Origin of the sequence: Enterobacter sp. NFIX58, assembly GCF_900110475.1 — a bacterium.
Lineage (GTDB): Bacteria > Pseudomonadota > Gammaproteobacteria > Enterobacterales > Enterobacteriaceae > Enterobacter > Enterobacter quasiroggenkampii.
Genome location: NZ_FODW01000004.1, coordinates 357649 through 375610 on the forward strand (window position 1 = coordinate 357649; position 17962 = coordinate 375610).

Below are 17962 nucleotides of genomic sequence, written 5' to 3' on the forward strand. Positions count from 1 at the left end.
GGACAGCCTCAAACGTCCTGTCAGTCGCGAGTGCCGAACCCGCAATGCCGGATAAAATAAAGGTCGCGATAGCCCCTCCAGCGCGAACGCATGAGCGGGTTTTGCTGTCTCCACGGGAAAACTCAGAGGCAACAATGTACATATTTCTGGCACAATTCCAGATGATGTTGTAAGTCCTGTTCATATACGTCCTTGTAAATTAATGAGTCGATTGTTTCTGAATGTTTTTGACTAGCGAAACAACCTGCCCTGGGAGCCAGTGGGATTAGTATTTCCTTATTTTTTAGGTGGATTTTTAACAATGACCGACGTTAATTCAATTTACTATTTTTTAATATGTATTTTAGTTTTTTTAAATAAATGAGAGAGGCGTTATTATAAGCAATAACTTTTGTGAATATTATTTATGATGGCTTTAATATTGATGCGGGAGATATGGATTTTGAATATTTGTTATCAGGCGCGTGCCCGATAACAAATATTTATTGAGAGTGGATTAGAAGTCCACCGGAGCTTTAAACGTCATCGCGTTACCGAAGGCCGGATGGGTGATGGTAAGCGTCTGCGCGTGCAGCTGCAGACGTGGCGCTAAGGCCAGCGCTTCAGGCGGCGCGTAAAACCGGTCGCCCAGAATTGGATGACCCAGGGCAAGCATATGCACGCGTAGCTGATGTGAGCGACCGGTAATCGGCTTAAGCAGGACGCGCGCGGTATTATCCGGCGCGTACTCCAGCACTTCATACTCGGTCTGCGCGGCCTTGCCGGTTTCGTAGCACACCTTCTGCTTTGGCCGGTTCGGCCAGTCGCAGATCAGCGGTAAATCTACCAGCCCTTCCGCCTGCGCGGGGTGACCCCAGACGCGGGCGACATACTGCTTTTTCGGCTCGCGATCGCGGAACTGGCGCTTCAGCTCGCGTTCCGCCGCTTTGTTCAGCGCCACTACAATCACGCCGCTGGTGGCCATGTCCAGGCGATGGACAGACTCCGCCTGAGGATAATCGCGCTGAATGCGCGTCATCACGCTGTCTTTGTGCTCATCCAGACGCCCCGGCACGGACAACAGCCCGCTGGGCTTGTTGACCACCATAATGTGTTCATCCTGATACAGAATGACCAGCCAGGGATCCTGCGGCGGATTGTACGGCTCCATCACCATCTTGCGCTCCGGTTACTGATGCGTCACAACGATAAGACGCAGGGCATCCAGACGCCAGCTAGCCTGGTTGAGGCTTTCCAGCACCTGCTGACGGTTGCTTTCAATCGCCGCCAGCTCGTCGTCACGGATGTTAGGGTTCACGGCCTTCAGCGCTTCCAGACGCGACAGCTCCGCAGACAGTTTCTCGTCGGCTTCCGCGCGTGCGGCATCGATCAGCGCTCTGGCCGCTTTCTCAATCTGGGTTTCGCCCTGCTGCAGAATAGCGTGCACGTCCTGCTGGACCGCGTTAACAAGCTTGCTGCCGGTATGGCGGTTCACCGCGCTCAGCTGGCGGTTGAAGCTTTCGAACTCGACCTGTCCGGCCAGGTTCGTGCCGTTTTTATCCAGCAGCAGACGGACCGGCGTCGGCGGCAGGAAACGGGTGAGCTGCAGCTGCTTCGGCGCCTGTGCTTCCACAACGTAAATCAGCTCCAGCAGCAGCGTCCCCACCGGCAGCGCCTTGTTCTTTAACAGGGAGATGGTGCTGCTGCCGGTATCACCGGAGAGGATCAGGTCCAGCCCGTTGCGGATCAGCGGGTGTTCCCAGGTGATGAACTGGGCATCTTCACGGGACAGCGCCACGTCACGCTCGAAGGTGATCGTACAGCCATCTTCCGGCAGGCCAGGGAAATCCGGTACCAGCATGTGATCGGACGGGGTCAGGACTATCAGGTTCTCACCACGATCGTCCTGGTTGATACCGACGATATCGAACAGGTTCATCGAGAAGCTAATCAGGCTGGTGTCGTCATCCTGCTCTTCGATGCTCTCTGCCAGCGCCTGCGCTTTCTCGCCACCGTTGGAATGGATCTCCAGCAGGCGATCGCGACCCTGTTCCAGCTGGGCTTTCAGCGCGTCGTGCTTCTCACGACAGGACTTAATCAGATCGTCAAAGCCGTCGGTGTTTTCCGGCGCGGCCAGGTAGCCGATCAGATCGCTATGCACCTGATCGTAAATGGTGCGGCCCGTCGGGCAGGTATGTTCAAACGCATCCAGACCTTCGTGGAACCAGCGCACCAGCACGGACTGGGCCGTTTTTTCCAGATACGGCACGTGGATCTGAATATCATGGGCCTGACCGATACGGTCCAGACGGCCGATACGCTGCTCGAGCAGATCCGGGTTGAACGGCAGATCGAACATCACCAGGTTGCTGGCGAACTGGAAGTTACGGCCTTCGGAGCCGATTTCCGAGCACAGCAGAACCTGCGCGCCGCTGTCCTCTTCGCCAAACCACGCCGCGGCACGGTCGCGTTCAACGATGGACATGCCTTCGTGGAACACGGCGGCGCGAATACCTTCACGCTCGCGCAGAACCTGCTCCAGCTGCAGGGCGGTAGCCGCCTTGGCGCAGATCACCAGCACTTTCTGGGAGCGGTGTGCGGTCAGGTAGCCCATCAGCCACTCCACGCGCGGATCGAAGTTCCACCAGGTGCCGGTATCGCCTTCGAACTCCTGGTAGATTTGCTCCGGATAAAGCATGTCGCGGGCGCGCTCTTCCTGCGTTTTGCGCGCGCCCATAATGCCGGAGACTTTAATCGCCGTCTGATATTGCGTCGGCAGCGGCAGTTTAATGGTGTGCAGCTCGCGTTTCGGGAACCCTTTCACGCCGTTACGGGTGTTACGGAACAGCACGCGGCTGGTGCCGTGGCGATCCATCAGCATGTCGATCAGCTCTTTGCGCGCGGATTCCGCGTTGTCGCTCTCGCTGTTCGCAGCCTGCAAAAGTGGCTCGATATCCTGCTCGCCGATCAGATCGCTCAGGGTGTTGAGTTCGTCATTAGAAAGACGCTTGCCCGCCAGCAGCAGGGCGACGGCATCCGCCACCGGACGGTAGTTATTCTGTTCTTCCACAAACTGCTCAAAATCGTGGAAACGGTTGGGATCGAGCAGGCGCAAACGGGCGAAGTGGCTTTCGAGACCCAGCTGTTCCGGCGTTGCGGTCAGCAGCAGAACGCCAGGCACGCGTTCGGCAAGCTGCTCGATAGCCATATATTCGCGGCTCGGCGCATCTTCGCTCCAGACCAGGTGGTGCGCTTCGTCGACCACCATCAGGTCCCACTCGGCATCGCACAGATGCTCAAGACGCTGCTTGCTGCGGCGCACGAAGTCCAGAGAGCAAATCACCAGCTGTTCGGTTTCAAACGGGTTGTCCGCATCGTGCTGCGCTTCTGCGTAGCGTTCGTCGTCGAACAGAGAGAAACGCAGGTTGAAGCGGCGCAGCATTTCAACCAGCCACTGGTGCTGCAGGGTTTCTGGCACCACGATCAGCACGCGCTCGGCGGCGCCGGAAAGCAGCTGTTGATGCAGGATCATACCCGCTTCAATGGTTTTACCCAGGCCCACTTCATCTGCCAGCAGCACGCGTGGCGCGTGGCGACGGCCCACGTCATGGGCGATGTTCAGCTGGTGGGGGATGAGGCTGGTGCGCTGGCCGCGCAGGCCGCTCCACGGCATGCGGTACTGTTCACTCTGGAACTTACGCGCGCGATAGCGCAGCGAGAAGCGATCCATACGGTCGATTTGCCCGGCAAACAGACGGTCCTGTGGCTTGCTGAACACCAGCTTGCTGTCGAGCAGCACTTCGCGCAGGATGACATTGGCCTCGTCGGTGTCCAGGCGAGTGCCGATGTAGGCGAGCAGTCCATTCTCTTCTTTTACGTCTTCAATCTTGAGCTGCCAGCCGTCATGGCTGGTCACGGTGTCACCCGGATTAAACATCACGCGGGTTACAGGGGAGTCATTGCGAGCGTACAGGCGGTTTTCACCAGTGGCAGGGAAGAGGAGGGTAACCATGCGCGCATCAACGGCAACGACGGTTCCTAATCCAAGTTCGCTTTCTGTATCGCTGATCCAGCGTTGACCAAGTGTAAAAGGCATAGTTGTTCGGCTCTAATCTTTAATTGCAGGCAATAGTTCGACCACCGTCAAAAAAGACGGTCATCGAAAAATGGGTCCGGGAATGGAAAGGGCGCTATGGTACTGGATGGCAGCCATTTCGTCACGTGTCAAAATAGGCCAAGTTGCCCTGTAACCAGTGTAGCAAAGTCGTCGTCGATGAAGGGCAAAATTCCGTCGGCAACCGGCTGAAGCTGACGCGTCAGATAGTGTTCGTAATCCAGAGGCGAATGCTGATAATCCACCGGTTCCGGACCGTTTATCGTCCAGACGTATTTGATGGTGCCCCGGTTCTGATACTGCGGCGCGCGGCCGCGCCGGACGTTTTCGTCGTCCGCAAGGCGCGCGGCGCGCACGTGCGGAGGAACGTTGCGCTGGTACTCCGCGAGCGGGCGGCGCAGGCGTTTGCGATACACCAGCTGCGCGTCAAGCTCGCCCGCCATCAGGCTGGCTATCGTCTCGCGCACGTAGTCCTGATACGGTTCATTGCGAAACACCCGCAGATAGAGCGTTTGCTGGAACTGCTGCGCCAGCGGCGTCCAGTCGGTACGTACCGTCTCGAGCCCTTTAAACACCATCCGCTGCGCGTCGCCGTCCTGAATCAGCCCGGCGTAGCGCTTCTTGCTGCCCTGATCGGTACCGCGAATGGTGGGCATTAAAAAGCGGGCGAAATGGGTTTCAAATTCCAGCTCCAGCGCGCTGGTTAACCGCGCTTTCTGCAGATGTTCCTGCCACCAGTCGTTCACGAAGGCGACCAGCGCTTTGCCGATTTGCGCGGCGTCTTCTTCTGAATGCGCGCCCTTAAGCCACACAAAGGTGGAGTCGGTGTCACCATAGATGACGTCATAGCCCCGGGACTCAATCAGCGCTTTGGTCTGACGCATGATCTCGTGCCCGCGCATGGTGATCGACGACGCCAGACGCGGGTCGAAGAAGCGGCAGGCGCTGGTACCCAGCACGCCGTAGAAGGCGTTCATGATGATTTTCAGCGCCTGTGAAAGGGGCTTGTTGCCGTGGCGCTTGGCCTCATCGCGGCCGTGCCAGATGTTTCCCACGATGTCGGGCAGGCAGTGTTTTTCCCGCGAGAAGCGTGCGCCGAGGAAGCCTTCGGTGCTGTGTTCATCATCCGGCTGGGCCAGGCCCTCAACCAGCCCGACGGGATCGATCAGGAAGGTGCGAATTATCGACGGGTAGAGGCTTTTGTAGTCCAGCACCAGAACGGAATCATACAATCCTGGCCGGGAATCCATGACGTAGCCGCCGGGGCTGGCCTGCGGAGGCACCTCCCCGAGGTTAGGGGCGACATATCCTGCCCGGTGCATTCGGGGAAAGTAGAGATGGCTAAAGGCGGCAACCGATCCACCATGCCTGTCTACCGCAAGGCCGTTCACCGTCGCGCGTTCCAGCAGGAAGGGCATAATTTCGGTTTTGTGGAAAATCTGCGTGACCAGCTCGCAATCTTTCAGGTTATAGGTGGCGAGCGCGGGCTTGTCTTCGTTAAAGCGCCGGTCGATCTCGTCCATTCTGTCCCAGGGGTTGTCGATGGATTTGCCTTCGCCAAGCAGCTCCTGCGCCACCGCTTCGAGGGCGAATGATGAGAAGTTCCAGAAGGCGGACTTGAGCGCCTCAATGCCGTCGATAATCAGGCGACCGTTCGCCTGGGCGAAGAAAACGCCGTTCTTAAAACCGTGCTCGCGCCATTCCAGCTCGCTGTTGCCGCGCCCGAGCATCAGCGGGATGCGGTAACGCTCGGCGTGTTTTTGCAGCACGCGAAGGTCGAACTGCACCACGTTCCAGCCGATCAGGACGTCGGGATCGTAGTCGGCAAACCACTGGTTAAGCTTCTCGAGCAACTGCGGGCGGCTGTTGACGTACTCAAGCCGGAAATCCAGCTCGGAGGCATCACCATTCGGCGGTCCGAGCATATAGACAACCCGATCGCCGCAGCCTTCCAGGCCTATGCAGTACAGTTCGCCGTGGCGGGTGGTTTCGATATCCAGGGAGACCCACTTCAGCGGAGGGCGGTAGTGCGGGTTCGGCTTCAGCCGCGCGTTAACGAGGCTGCCGTTGTGCGCGGTGCCGTCGACCCAGACGGGCGCGGTAATAAACCGCTCCATCAGAAAGCGCTCCGGTGGGCGGATGTCGGCTTCGTAGAGCGTTACGCCCGCTTCGCGAAGCAGTTTTTCATAGCGCATCAGCTGACGATGGGCGCGACAGTAGAGGCCATAAACCGGTTGACGGTGGAAATCTTTCAGCTCAAGCGGGGTAATGCGCCAGCCGTTTTCACCGCGCAGCAGCTGTTTCACTTTTTCGACGTGCGCTTCTGGAATAAACGCCACGGATTCCTGCGGCGGCAGCGTCACCTGCAGCGGGCCGTTGTCGGTTGCCAGCCAGAATTCAACCTCGGTGCCCTGAGGCGTATCCCGCCAGTGTCGGGTCAGTAAAAAGCCTTCTTGCGCCTGCGCCACGCCGTTATCCCAGAAAACAAAACCAGGCCTGATTATAGCCTGGTTGAGGTAGGTTTGCTGGGGTTTTATACAGTGCCTGTTTTGCCGGATGGCGCTGCGCTTATCCGGCCTGCAGGTTCCGTAGGCCCGGTAAGCGCAGCGCCACCGGGCAAGGGGTTACTGTCCGTAGTAGGCCTTCGCACCGTGCTTGCGCAGGTAATGCTTATCCAGCAGGGTTTGCTGCATATCCGGCAGCTGCGGCGCCAGCTGGCGACAGAAGATCCCCATATAGGCGATCTCTTCGAGCACGATGGCATTGTGCACCGCGTCCTCCGCGTTTTTCCCCCAGGCAAACGGGCCGTGGGAGTGCACCAGCACGCCCGGCATTTGCGCCGCGTCGATTCCCTGTTTTTCGAAGGTCTCAACGATCACGTTACCGGTTTCCCACTCATACTCGCCGTTGATTTCCGCATCGGTCATCAAACGCGTGCAGGGAATGGTGCCGTAAAAGTAGTCCGCGTGGGTGGTGCCGGTCGCCGGGATGGACTGGCCCGCCTGCGCCCAGATGGTGGCATGGCGCGAATGGGTATGCACGATACCGCCGATGGTCGGGAATGATCGATAGAGCAGGCGGTGAGTGGGCGTATCGGATGACGGCTTTTTGTTGCCTTCCACCACTTCACCTGTTTCGATGCTGACAACGACCATATCGTCCGCCGTCATCACCGCGTAATCGACGCCGGAAGGCTTGATCACGAACACGCCTTTATCGCGGTCAACGGCGCTCACGTTGCCCCAGGTAAGGGTGACCAGATTATGTTTCGGCAGCGCCAGGTTGGCTTCAAGTACCTGCCGTTTGAGCTCTTCTAACATTGTTGTCTCCAGTGCCGGATGGCGTTTCGCTTATCCGGCCTACAGGATCGTAGGCCCGGTAAACGCGGCGCCACCGGGCATTCCGTGCTTTAGCGTTTTGAACCGTAATAGACTTCGTTCCAGCGCAGCGCGTCCTTGAAGGCGGGCAGGCGGGTATCGTTATCAATGACGGTCAGTTCGATATCGTGCAGCTCGGCGAACTGACGCATGTCGTTCAGATCCAGCGCGTGGCTGAAGACGGTATGGTGCGCGCCACCGGCCAGGATCCAGGCTTCAGACGCGGTCGGCAGGTCCGGCTGTGCTTTCCACAGGGCGTTGGCGACCGGCAGTTTCGGCAGAGAATGTGGTGTTTCAACCGCATCGACGCAGTTCACCAGCAAGCGGAAACGATCGCCCAGATCGATCAGGCTGGCGTTGATGGCCGGGCCCGTGCGGGTGTTGAAGATCAGACGCGCCGGATCGGCTTTACCGCCGATGCCGAGGTACTGCACGTCGAGGATCGGTTTTTCCTCTACCGCGATGGAAGGACACACTTCCAGCATGTGAGAGCCGAGCACCAGGTCATTGCCGTTCTCGAAGTGGTAGGTGTAGTCCTCCATAAAGGAGGTGCCGCCCTGCAGACCGGTCGACATCACCTTCATGATGCGAAGCAGAGCGGCAGTTTTCCAGTCGCCTTCGCCGGCAAAGCCGTAGCCCTGCTGCATCAGACGTTGTACTGCCAGACCCGGCAGTTGTTTCAGACCGTGGAGATCTTCAAAAGTGGTGGTAAAGGCGTGGAAACCGCCCTGTTGCAGGAAGCGCTTCATGCCCAGTTCGATGCGCGCCGCATCCAGCACGTTCTGACGCTTGTCGCCGTTGATCTGTGCCGCAGGCGTCAGGCGGTAACTGCTTTCGTACTCGTCCACCAGCGCGCTCACGTCGCCATCGCTGATTTCATTCACTACCTGCACCAGGTCGCCCACGGCCCAGGTATTCACGGAAAAGCCGAACTTGATCTGCGCGGCCACTTTGTCACCGTCGGTGACCGCCACTTCACGCATGTTGTCACCAAAACGCACCACTTTCAGGTGGCGGGTATCCTGCTTCGAAACCGCCTGGCGCATCCAGGATCCGATACGCTGTTGCGCCTTACCATCCTGCCAGTGGCCGGTGACCACCGCGTGCTGCTGACGCATACGCGCGCCGATGAAGCCGAACTCGCGGCCGCCGTGTGCGGTCTGGTTCAGGTTCATAAAGTCCATGTCGATGCTGTCCCATGGCAGGGAGGCGTTGAACTGGGTATGGAACTGCAGCAGCGGTTTGTTGAGGATAGACAGGCCGTTGATCCACATTTTTGCCGGTGAGAAGGTGTGCAGCCACACCACCAGACCGGCGCATTTATCATCGTAGTTCGCGTCGCGGCAGATATGGGTAATCTCATCCGGCGTTGTGCCCAGCGGTTTCAGCACCAGCTTGCACGGCAGTTTGGCTTCCGCGTTCAGCGCGTTAACGACGTGCTCCGCGTGTTTCGTTACCTGCTGCAGCGCTTCCGGTCCGTACAGATGCTGGCTGCCAATCACAAACCACACTTCATAGTTATTAAAAATGGTCATCATCGTGTCCTTAATGGGTCAGGGTTGCCGTAGTGTCCGCGGTGCTTTTGGCCGGGGCGGCGACAGGGAGATAGTGAAGTTCGGCGCTTTTTGCCCACTGCTGGTAGCGCTGATAAAGCTGTTCAAAGCGTTGTGCCTGCTGAGCACGCGGCTGAAGGGTGTTTTCGACGGCGCTCGCCATGTGCTGCTGCGCGGCGGGGATATCCGCATGGACGCCCGCGGCGACGGCGGCGAAAATCGCCGCGCCCAGCGCGCAGCACTGATCGGACGCCACAATCTGCAGCGGACGGTTCAGCACGTCGCAGCAGGCCTGCATGATCACCGGGTTTTTACGGGCGATGCCGCCCAGCGCCATCACGTTATTCACGTCGATGCCCTGCTCGGTGAAGCACTCCATAATGGCGCGGGCACCGAAGGCCGTTGCGGCAATCAGGCCGCCGAACAGCGCGGGCGCGTCGGTCGCGAGGTTGAGATCGGTAATCACCCCTTTCAGGCGCTGGTTGGCAAACGGTGTGCGACGACCGTTAAACCAGTCCAGCACCACCGGGAGGTGGTCGAGAGAGGGATTTTTGGCCCAGGCTTCGGTAAGCTGCGGCAGAAGCTGCTTTTTGCTCTCGGCGATCTGGGTTTTCAGTTCAGGATGCGCCGCCGCCAGCCGATCCAGCGGCCAGCCCAGCACGCGACCAAACCAGGCGTAGATATCGCCAAACGCGGACTGACCGGCTTCGAGGCCGATGAAGTCCGGTACCACGCTGCCGTCAACCTGGCCACAGATGCCTTTTACCGCGCGGTCGCCGACGGTGGCTTTATCCGCCGTCAGGATGTCGCAGGTGGAGGTACCGATAACTTTGACCAGCGTGTTTGGCTGTGCGCCCGCGCCCACGGCGCCCATATGGCAGTCAAACGCGCCGCCGGAGATCGCCACGTTTTGCGGCAGGCCGAGGCGCGTCGCCCACTCCTCACAGAGGGTGCCGACGGGAATATCGGCGGTAAAGGTGTCGGTAAACAACGGGTATGTCAGGCTCTTGTTGATGATCGGGTCGAGTTCATCGAAGAAGGCTGCCGGAGGCAGGCCGCCCCAGCTTTCATGCCACAGGGATTTATGCCCGGCGCTGCAGCGACCGCGGCGGATATCCTGTGGACGCGTGGTGCCGGAGAGCAGAGCAGGCACCCAGTCGCACAGCTCAACCCATGACGCTGCAGCCTGCGCAACAGTTGCGTCGGCACGGGTGACGTGCAGGATCTTGGCCCAGAACCATTCGCTGGAGTAAATTCCGCCGATGTAGCGCGAGTAGTCCGTTTTGCCCGGCTGATGGCACAGGCGGGTGATGGCTTCGGCCTCTTCCACGGCGGTATGGTCTTTCCACAGCACGAACATGGCGTTCGGGTTGTCGGCAAACTCAGGACGCAGCGCCAGCACGCGGCCATCGGCATCCACAGGGGCAGGCGTGGAGCCGGTACTGTCGACGCCAATCCCAACAATATCCGCCCGCTGGGCGTCGGTCAGTTCGGCCAGAACGGTTTTAATGGCCGCTTCCATCGACTCAATGTAGTCACGCGGGTGATGCCGAAACTGGTTGTTCGGCGCATCGCAGTAGCGCCCCTCTTGCCAGCGCGGGTACCACTCAACGCTGGTTGTTATCTCCTGGCCGGACGTACAGTCCACTGCCAGCGCGCGAACCGAATCGCTGCCAAAATCGAGGCCAATCGCAATTGCCATGGTGTTGCTCCATCGAAAAAAGAGGTATGGAAGAACATTAGAGACTGGGGACAAAAGTCGTCAGGCAGGATCCGCTAATCTTATGGACTAAATTGCTGTTACAACGGAAAGTGTGACGCCGTGCAAATATTCAATGTGGACATTTCTGCCGCACTTATAGACACTTTTGTTACTGCTTATCTGCCTGCTCAGGCGGAAAAATCAGGGGGAAAGGCTGAAACATGGCGGACGTAAAAGCGGCGTGATGCTTTTTGGATCTTTTCGCGGGCCATTTTTAACCTGCTTTTAGTGATATGGACAATTGGTTTCCTTGAGGACCCTTGGGAGAACTGAATCTATGGCCGAAACGCAAAACGATCCTCTGCTGCCGGGATACTCGTTTAACGCGCACCTTGTGGCGGGACTGACTCCTATCGAGGCTGAAGGATATCTCGACTTTTACGTCGACCGACCGCTTGGGATGAAAGGATATATCCTCAACCTGACCGTGCGAGGGGAAGGGATCATCAAAAACGGCGACCAGCAATTTGTCTGCCGCCCGGGGGATATCCTGCTGTTCCCGCCGGGGGAGATCCACCACTATGGCCGTCATCCGGATGCCAAAGAGTGGTATCACCAGTGGGTCTATTTCCGTCCGCGCGCCTACTGGCAGGAGTGGCTTTCCTGGCCGGCGATTTTTGCGCACACCGGTTTTTATCGCCCGGATGAGGTGCATCTGGCGCAGTTTCGCGAGCTTTTTGCGCAGATTATCGAGGCGGGACAGGCCGGTGGGCGCTACGCTGAACTGCTGGCGATTAACCTGCTTGAACAGCTGCTGCTGCGACGGATGGAGGCGATTAACGCGTCGCTTAACCCGCCGCTGGATAACCGCGTGCGCGACGCCTGCCAGTACATCAGCGACCACCTGGCCGATAGCCAGTTTGATATCGCCAGCGTTGCCCAGCACGTCTGCCTGTCACCGTCGCGTCTGTCGCATCTGTTCCGCCAGCAGCTGGGCGTCAGCGTGTTGAGCTGGCGCGAGGATCAGCGGATCAGCCAGGCGAAGCTGCTGCTCAGCACCACCCGGATGCCCATCGCCACCGTGGGGCGCAATGTGGGCTTTGAGGATCAGCTCTATTTCTCCCGGGTATTTAAAAAATGTACCGGTGCCAGCCCCAGTGAATTCCGCGCGGGATGTGAATAAACGGTAAAAAAAGATAAACAAACAGGTGAATGCAGGAAGCAACCTGTAAACTATTCAGACAATTGTTGCCTTGACGCGGTGCGGGGCGCTAAGCAGAATCGCTGATTCGTTTTCTGACCGGAATAGTTATGCAGGCATTGCTGGAACACTTTATTACCCAGTCCGTTATGTACTCGCTCATCGCCGTGGCGCTGGTGGCGTTTCTGGAATCGCTGGCGCTTGTCGGGTTAATCCTGCCCGGCACCGTGATGATGGCGGGGCTTGGGGCGCTTATCGGCAGCGGTGAGGTCAATTTCTGGCAGGCATGGCTGGCCGGGATAATCGGCTGTCTGCTGGGCGACTGGATCTCCTTCTGGCTGGGCTGGCGTTTTAAGAAGCCGCTGCACCGCTGGTCGTTCATGAAAAAGAACAAAGCCTTGCTGGATAAGACCGAGCATGCGCTGCACCAGCACAGCATGTTTACCATCCTCGTCGGCCGCTTCGTTGGGCCAACGCGTCCGCTGGTGCCGATGGTGGCCGGGATGCTGGATCTGCCCGTTGCGAAATTCGTGGTGCCAAACATTATCGGCTGCGTCTTCTGGCCGCCGTTCTACTTCCTGCCGGGGATCCTCGCGGGGGCCGCCATCGATATTCCTGACGGTATGCAAAGCGGTGAGTTTAAGTGGCTACTGCTGGGCACGGCGCTGCTGCTATGGCTGGCGGCATGGCTCTGCTGGCGACTGTGGCGCAGCGCGAAGGCAAATATCGATCGCCTGACGCGCTACCTCCCGCGTACTCGCCTGCTCTGGCTGGCCCCGCTGACGCTGGGTGTGGCGGTGGTGGCGCTGGTGGCGCTGATTCGCCACCCGCTGATGCCGGTGTACGGTGAGATCCTGTTGAAAGTTGTGAGCCGTTAAGCGCCGGGCGGCACTGCGTTTGCCCGGCCTACGGTTTTATACCCAATAATCCAGAAGCGCTTTCTTTTCCGCTCATTAATGCTTCTGTTGCTCCATCCCACAAAATGCGTCCCTCCGCGATCACCACCGATCGCGGCGCAATCCGTGCGGCATCCTCGATACTGTGTGAAACCATCAGCATCGTCAGCTGCTGGCGCTGACAGACCTCCTGCACCAGGGCCAGCATCTCCTGACGCAGCGCGGGATCGAGCGCCGAGAACGGCTCATCCAGCAGTAGTATCGGCTGTTCGCGCACCAGACAACGTGCCAGCGCCACGCGCTGACGCTGCCCGCCGGAAAGCTCGCCCGGCAGCCTGTCGATAAACCCGGCGATCCCCATCTGCGCGGCAATGACCTCCAGCTTATGGCGCTGATCATCGTTCAGCCTGAGTCCCGGGTGCATTCCCAGCGCGATGTTTTGCCGCACCGTCAGGTGGGTAAACAGGTTGTTTTCCTGAAACAGCATTGAGACAGGACGTTTAGCCGGAGGGGCGCTGGTGAAATCACGATTATCGATGGCTATCGACCCGCTGGCGGGTTGCAGAAAACCGGCGATCAAATTGAGCAAGGTGCTTTTCCCGGCACCGCTTGGGCCAAGCACGGCGATCATCTCTCCCTGGCGCACGGAGAGCGTGAAGCGCATCGGCAGATGCTGATAAAGCCAGGTTACATCAGTCAGTTTTAGCATCACGTCCCGGAAGTTTTTCGATAACGGTAAATAAGGCAAAGCACAGCAGCAGCAGTAACAGCGCGGTGACCGCGCCGTCCTGACTGCGGTAAGAGCCGATTTGCTGATAGAGCCAGTATGGCAGCGTGCGGAAATCGTCATTGCCGAACAGCGCCACGACCCCAAAGTCTCCAATAGAGAGCACGCAGGCAAACGCCAGCGCCTGTGCCAGCGGACGCTTTAGCGCGCGCAGTTCAACCACCTTCAGCCGCTGCCAGCCCTGCATGCCCAGCGACTGGCACAGCAAACTGTAGCGGCTGTTGACGTCGCGCATCGGGTTTTCCAGCACCTTGAGCGCGTAAGGGATGGCCATTAAGGCGTTGGTAAAGATCACAATGCCGTCGGCCCTTTCGGGCAGGCCGATGGTGCTGTTGAACAGTAAAAAGAAGCCCGTCGCCAGCACGATCCCCGGCATCGCCAGAATCAGCATGCCCGTCAGCTCCAGCATTTGTCCGGCTTTTTGCGCCTGGCGGGCGTAAAGCTCACGGCTGCTCCACAACAGCATCATGGTCAGGATGACGCACAGTAATCCGGCAGCCAGCGCGATACGCAGCGAGGTCCAGGTGGCCTGCCAGAGGACGGGCTGTTGCAGAACAGACATGAGATTGAGGTTCAGTCCGTCAACGATAACGGCCAGCAGCGGCGGCAACAGCAGCAGGAGCGCCAGCCCGATCAGGATAACATCACTGACGCGGCTGTGCAGGCTGTCCTGCGGATCGCGCCAGCCGGTTATTTGATGACTGCCAGCGGGAATGGCTTTACTCAGCCGCTGGCTCAACAGCACCAGTGCAAGGCAGCACGCCATCTGGACTATCGCCAGCAGTGCGGCGCGACCGGGATCGTAGTCGTAACTCAGCGCCTGGTAAATCGCCAGCTCAATGGTGGTGGCCTGCGGCCCGCCGCCAAGTGACAGCACGGTGGCAAAGCTGGCAAAGCAGAGCATGAAGATTAATGCCGCTACGGGCGGGAGCTGGCGGCGCAGCCACGGCCATTCGACAAAGCGGAAGAACGACGCGCCGCGCATGCCGAGCTGGGCGGCAATCTGGCGCTGTTCGCCGGGAATGTTCTCCAGCGCCTGCAAAAAGAGGCGCGTTGCCATCGGCATATTGAAAAAGACGTGTGCCAGCAGGATGCCCTGCAGTCCGTAAGGCGAGAATGACCATTCCAGACCAAGCTGGCCGAACAGCGAAGCCAGCCACCCCTGGCGACCGTAAACGCTCAGAATGCCAAATACCGCCACCAGCACGGGCAGGATCAGCGTCATGGCGCACAGGCGCAGCAGAGCCTGCCTGCCGGGGAAACGCCGCCGATACAGTGCGCGTGCAAGAAAAATCGCCGGGAGCACCGACATCAGGGCAGAAAGAAACGCCTGCCAGAAAGAGAACCGAATGACGTGCCACAGGTAGCTGTCGTGCCAGAGAGCGAGCAGGTCGCTCTCCGGCGCGTTAAACCACAGCGCAAGAAAAGCCCCCAGACTGACTGCCACCATTACGACGGCGGCGAGCAGTCCGGGAAGCAACCAGCCGGGAATTAGCGGCTGACGGCGCGTTGCCATTCACTTACCCATGCGGCACGCTGCGCGGCGACCTGCTGCGGCGTAAACTCCAGCGAGGTTTTCGGTTTGGTCAACTGTTCAAAACCTGCAGGCAGCGCAACGCTGGTGACCGGATACATCCAGTTGCCTGCGGGAATGGCATTCTGGAATGCCGGCGAAACCATAAACTTCAGGAACTTCTCGGCCAGCTCAGGCTGTTTGCTGGCAGCGGTACGCGCGGCGACTTCCACCTGCAGATAGTGCCCTTCCGCAAAATCTGCGGCAGCATAGTTATCTTTCTTCTCGGCGATAATGTGGTAAGCCGGGGAGGTGGTGTAGCTCAGCACCAGGTCGCTTTCGCCTTTCAGGAACAGGCCATAGGCCTCGCTCCAGCCTTTGGTCACGGTCACGGTTTTGGCAGCCAGCTTCTGCCACGCTTCCGGCGCCTTATCGCCGTAGACTTTCTGCATCCACAGCAGCAGACCCAGGCCCGGCGTGCTGGTCCGGGGATCTTCATAAATCACGCGCCACTTCTGGTCGCTTTCCACCAGCTCTTTCAGGCTCTTCGGCGGGTTTTTCAGCTTGTTTTTGTCGTAAACAAAAGCAAAGTAGCCGTAGTCGAACGGCACAAAGGTGTCGTTCTTCCAGCCGCCAGGCACGTTAACGGCCTCTGCTGCGACGCCGCTTTTGGCAAACAGTTTGGTCTGCGAGGCGGCCTCCAGCAGGTTGTTATCCAGACCGAGCACCACGTCAGCCTTGCTGTTTTTCCCTTCCATGCGCAGACGGTTGAGCAGTGAAACGCCATCTTCCAGCGCCACGAACTTCAGCTCGCAGTTGCAGTCAGCTTCAAAAGCTTTTTTGACAACCGGGCCAGGGCCCCAGTCGGCAGAGAAAGAGTCGTAGGTGTAGACCGTCAGGACGGGTTTAGCTAAAGCGGGCAGCGCGAACAGCGCCAGCAGGGGGAGAACTTTTTTTAACACTTTGCACCTCAGGGTTGAGTGGCAAAGGATTTTGAGCGACAGCCTCAAATCCCTTCGCCGGCGTTATCCGGATCAGGTTCGACGGGTATTATCTCAGCGCACATCTGTGATGCAGCACCCCGTTGAGAACGGCGCTATTGTAATGATTTGGTGAATATTACGAAAGCGTTATGGCTCCGGGGGCGCAAACCAGGCGGATTTGAAATCAAACCAGCCCAGGGTGTTCATCCGCAGGCCGCGCATGCTGCGCTGGCCCTGAATCATCAGCCAGTGGTGGATTAACGGGACGATGGCCTGCTCGGCCAGCAGCTGCTGGCACCACACGGCAAGATTCATCTCGCCCGCACGCCACAGGGCGGCATCCTGCTGCCAGTCACGGTCGATGCAGTGCTGGATCAGCGGGACTTCATACAAATGCGAGAAAAGGGAAAAATCGAGCGGCAGGGTAAAGTTGGCGCTGTTGAGCCAGATATCGCTGGCGATCTCCCCCTGATGCCATTCGTCATAGTCCACTTCCCTGATGTCCAGCCTGACCCCCTCGGCTGCCAGCAGGCGGGTCATGATCCTCGCGATAAAACGATGCTCAACATGCTCGCGGTAGTAGGTCAGGGTGATGGACTCCAGCCCTGCGGGTTTGTCGCAGTGCGACGGGCGGGCGTGGTGCCAGCGCGGAAGCAGGCCGTACGCCGGGAACCAGTATGTCTGGTACTGCGCTTCCGCATGGTAGATCAGATTGGAAGGGGACAACACGTGGCTGATCCACTTCCGGACATCCTGGTTTGCTCCGCGGTGGGTGCGGCGGTCAAAGAGAAGATAGTAGCATCCCTCCTCCAGGCGGCTCTCCACGGCCTTTTCTCCCGTGGTGGGGCCTTCCAGCGTCAGCCCGCAGCTCAGGTCTTCATTGAGATCCGGCAATACCCACACGTTCACTTCGTCGATCAGCGCCCGATAGCCAAAGTAGTCATCGAACGCGCGGATTTTCAGCTGATTGCTGTTATTGCGGGACACGGCGTAGGGGCCGGTGCCAATTGGCAGGCTGGCAAAATTGTTCATCGACTCCCACTCGCCGGGCAAAATCATCGACGGTACATAGCCCAGCAGCCAGGGAAGCCACTTGTCCTGCTGCGACAGCTCAATATCCAGCGTCCAGGCCGTGGGGGAGTGGATGCGCGATATATGCGAGTAGAGCGGCAGCCTGCGGGCGCGTTCCAGAGAGGCGATGACGTCGTGCATCTCCAGCTCGCGACCGTGGTGAAAGTGGATGCCAGGGCGTAAGAAAAAGCGCCAGTGGCGCGGGGAAAGCTGCTGCCAGTGGTGCGCGATATCCGCCTCCAGTTCCCCGTTTTCCTCATTTATTCGCGTCAGGCCGCTGAAGATTTGCCGGGCCATATGGGTTTCAGAGCGCCGTAACGCCGTGCCGGGCAACAGATTTTTCATTGGCCGATAGTAGAGCACCCGCAGAATGTGTCGGCCCTGACGAAAACTGCGTCCGAGATGGGAAACCAGCATCTGGCGCACGGCGGCTTTGTCGCCCACCAGCTGGACCAGCTGATCGATGCGGTCCTGCTCGAGCAGGTCTTCTGCACGCTGCTGCTGCAATGCCAGCCCGGTGTAGAGAAAGGTCAGTCGCGAGCGTTTCCCGCGTCCTGCTTCCGCTTCCCAGCTTAACCAGCCCTGCTGCTGCATGGTATTGAGCAACGTACGCATATGACGCCGGGAACAGCTAAGCAGGTCGGCCAGCTCGTTGAGCGTCGTTTCCTGCGATTGCCCCTCGCAGCACTGCCAGAGGCGGATAAATTGTTGCTGCAGACGACCGGAAGGCATAAAAGGGGAACTCCTGACAAAAAACCAGCAATTTATTAATCCCTATATTAGGCC

Annotated in this window: 12 protein-coding genes, 1 pseudogene and 1 riboswitch; of the genes and pseudogenes, 2 read left to right on the top strand and 11 right to left on the bottom strand. The window is 58.8% G+C overall.

All coding sequences use genetic code 11. From position 1 onward, the window contains the following. Nucleotides 1–58 precede the first annotated feature (58 nt). The 7 genes and pseudogenes from BMW97_RS24445 to araB all read right to left on the bottom strand — a co-directional run. Nucleotides 59–184, bottom strand: a pseudogene (locus tag BMW97_RS24445) (ESPR domain-containing protein); the annotation flags it as partial. A gap of 312 nt (nt 185–496) precedes the next feature. Then, complete coding sequence (gene rluA, locus BMW97_RS18035) at nt 497–1156, bottom strand: bifunctional tRNA pseudouridine(32) synthase/23S rRNA pseudouridine(746) synthase RluA (protein WP_045907778.1); 660 nt, start codon at nt 1154–1156, stop codon at nt 497–499. 12 nt (nt 1157–1168) lie between these two features. Then, nucleotides 1169–4075, bottom strand: a complete 2907-nt coding sequence (gene rapA, locus BMW97_RS18040) for an RNA polymerase-associated protein RapA (RefSeq protein WP_045907779.1) — start codon at nt 4073–4075, stop codon at nt 1169–1171. A gap of 128 nt (nt 4076–4203) precedes the next feature. Then, nucleotides 4204–6561 (bottom strand): DNA polymerase II, encoded by a 2358-nt coding sequence (gene polB, locus BMW97_RS18045; protein WP_045907780.1) that lies wholly within the window; start codon nt 6559–6561, stop codon nt 4204–4206. A gap of 156 nt (nt 6562–6717) precedes the next feature. Then, nucleotides 6718–7413 (bottom strand): L-ribulose-5-phosphate 4-epimerase, encoded by a 696-nt coding sequence (araD, locus tag BMW97_RS18050; RefSeq protein WP_008502011.1) that lies wholly within the window; start codon nt 7411–7413, stop codon nt 6718–6720. Between the two features lie 89 nt (nt 7414–7502). Next, nucleotides 7503–9005 (bottom strand): L-arabinose isomerase, encoded by a 1503-nt coding sequence (gene araA / locus BMW97_RS18055; RefSeq protein ID WP_045907781.1) that lies wholly within the window; start codon nt 9003–9005, stop codon nt 7503–7505. Between the two features lie 10 nt (nt 9006–9015). Then, a complete protein-coding gene (gene araB, locus BMW97_RS18060) occupies nt 9016–10725 on the bottom strand; it encodes a ribulokinase (RefSeq protein ID WP_045907782.1) in 1710 nt (569 codons plus the stop codon). Nucleotides 10726–11062: 337 nt separating this feature from the next. Here araB and araC point away from each other — a divergent pair, with 337 nt between their 5' ends. Next, nucleotides 11063–11908: an arabinose operon transcriptional regulator AraC gene (gene araC, locus BMW97_RS18065; RefSeq protein WP_023293301.1), complete on the top strand. Its 846-nt coding sequence runs from the start codon at nt 11063–11065 to the stop codon at nt 11906–11908. Nucleotides 11909–12036: 128 nt separating this feature from the next. Further along, the gene (locus tag BMW97_RS18070; RefSeq protein ID WP_045907783.1) at nt 12037–12804 is read left to right on the top strand and encodes a DedA family protein; all 768 of its coding nucleotides are present in this window, start codon (nt 12037–12039) and stop codon (nt 12802–12804) included. 28 nt (nt 12805–12832) lie between these two features. On the opposite strand, the gene thiQ is transcribed toward BMW97_RS18070, so the two are convergent. The 4 genes from thiQ to sgrR all read right to left on the bottom strand — a co-directional run bounded on the left by thiQ (nt 12833) and on the right by sgrR (nt 17908). Beyond that, on the bottom strand, nt 12833–13531 hold the full coding sequence (thiQ, locus tag BMW97_RS18075) for a thiamine ABC transporter ATP-binding protein ThiQ (protein WP_045907784.1): 699 nt from the start codon (nt 13529–13531) through the stop codon (nt 12833–12835). Next, entirely contained in the window at nt 13515–15125 is a 1611-nt protein-coding gene (gene thiP / locus BMW97_RS18080; protein WP_045907785.1) for a thiamine/thiamine pyrophosphate ABC transporter permease ThiP, read from the bottom strand. Before thiP ends, thiQ begins: the two co-directional genes overlap by 17 nt. Then, nucleotides 15101–16084, bottom strand: a complete 984-nt coding sequence (gene thiB, locus BMW97_RS18085; RefSeq protein ID WP_023345430.1) for a thiamine ABC transporter substrate binding subunit — start codon at nt 16082–16084, stop codon at nt 15101–15103. The genes thiP and thiB overlap by 25 nt, the downstream gene beginning before the upstream one ends. 31 nt (nt 16085–16115) lie before the next feature. After that, nucleotides 16116–16216: riboswitch (TPP riboswitch) on the bottom strand. A 36-nt stretch (nt 16217–16252) separates the two neighbouring features. Next, the gene (sgrR, locus tag BMW97_RS18090; protein WP_045907786.1) at nt 16253–17908 is read right to left on the bottom strand and encodes an HTH-type transcriptional regulator SgrR; all 1656 of its coding nucleotides are present in this window, start codon (nt 17906–17908) and stop codon (nt 16253–16255) included. Nucleotides 17909–17962: the final 54 nt, after the last annotated feature.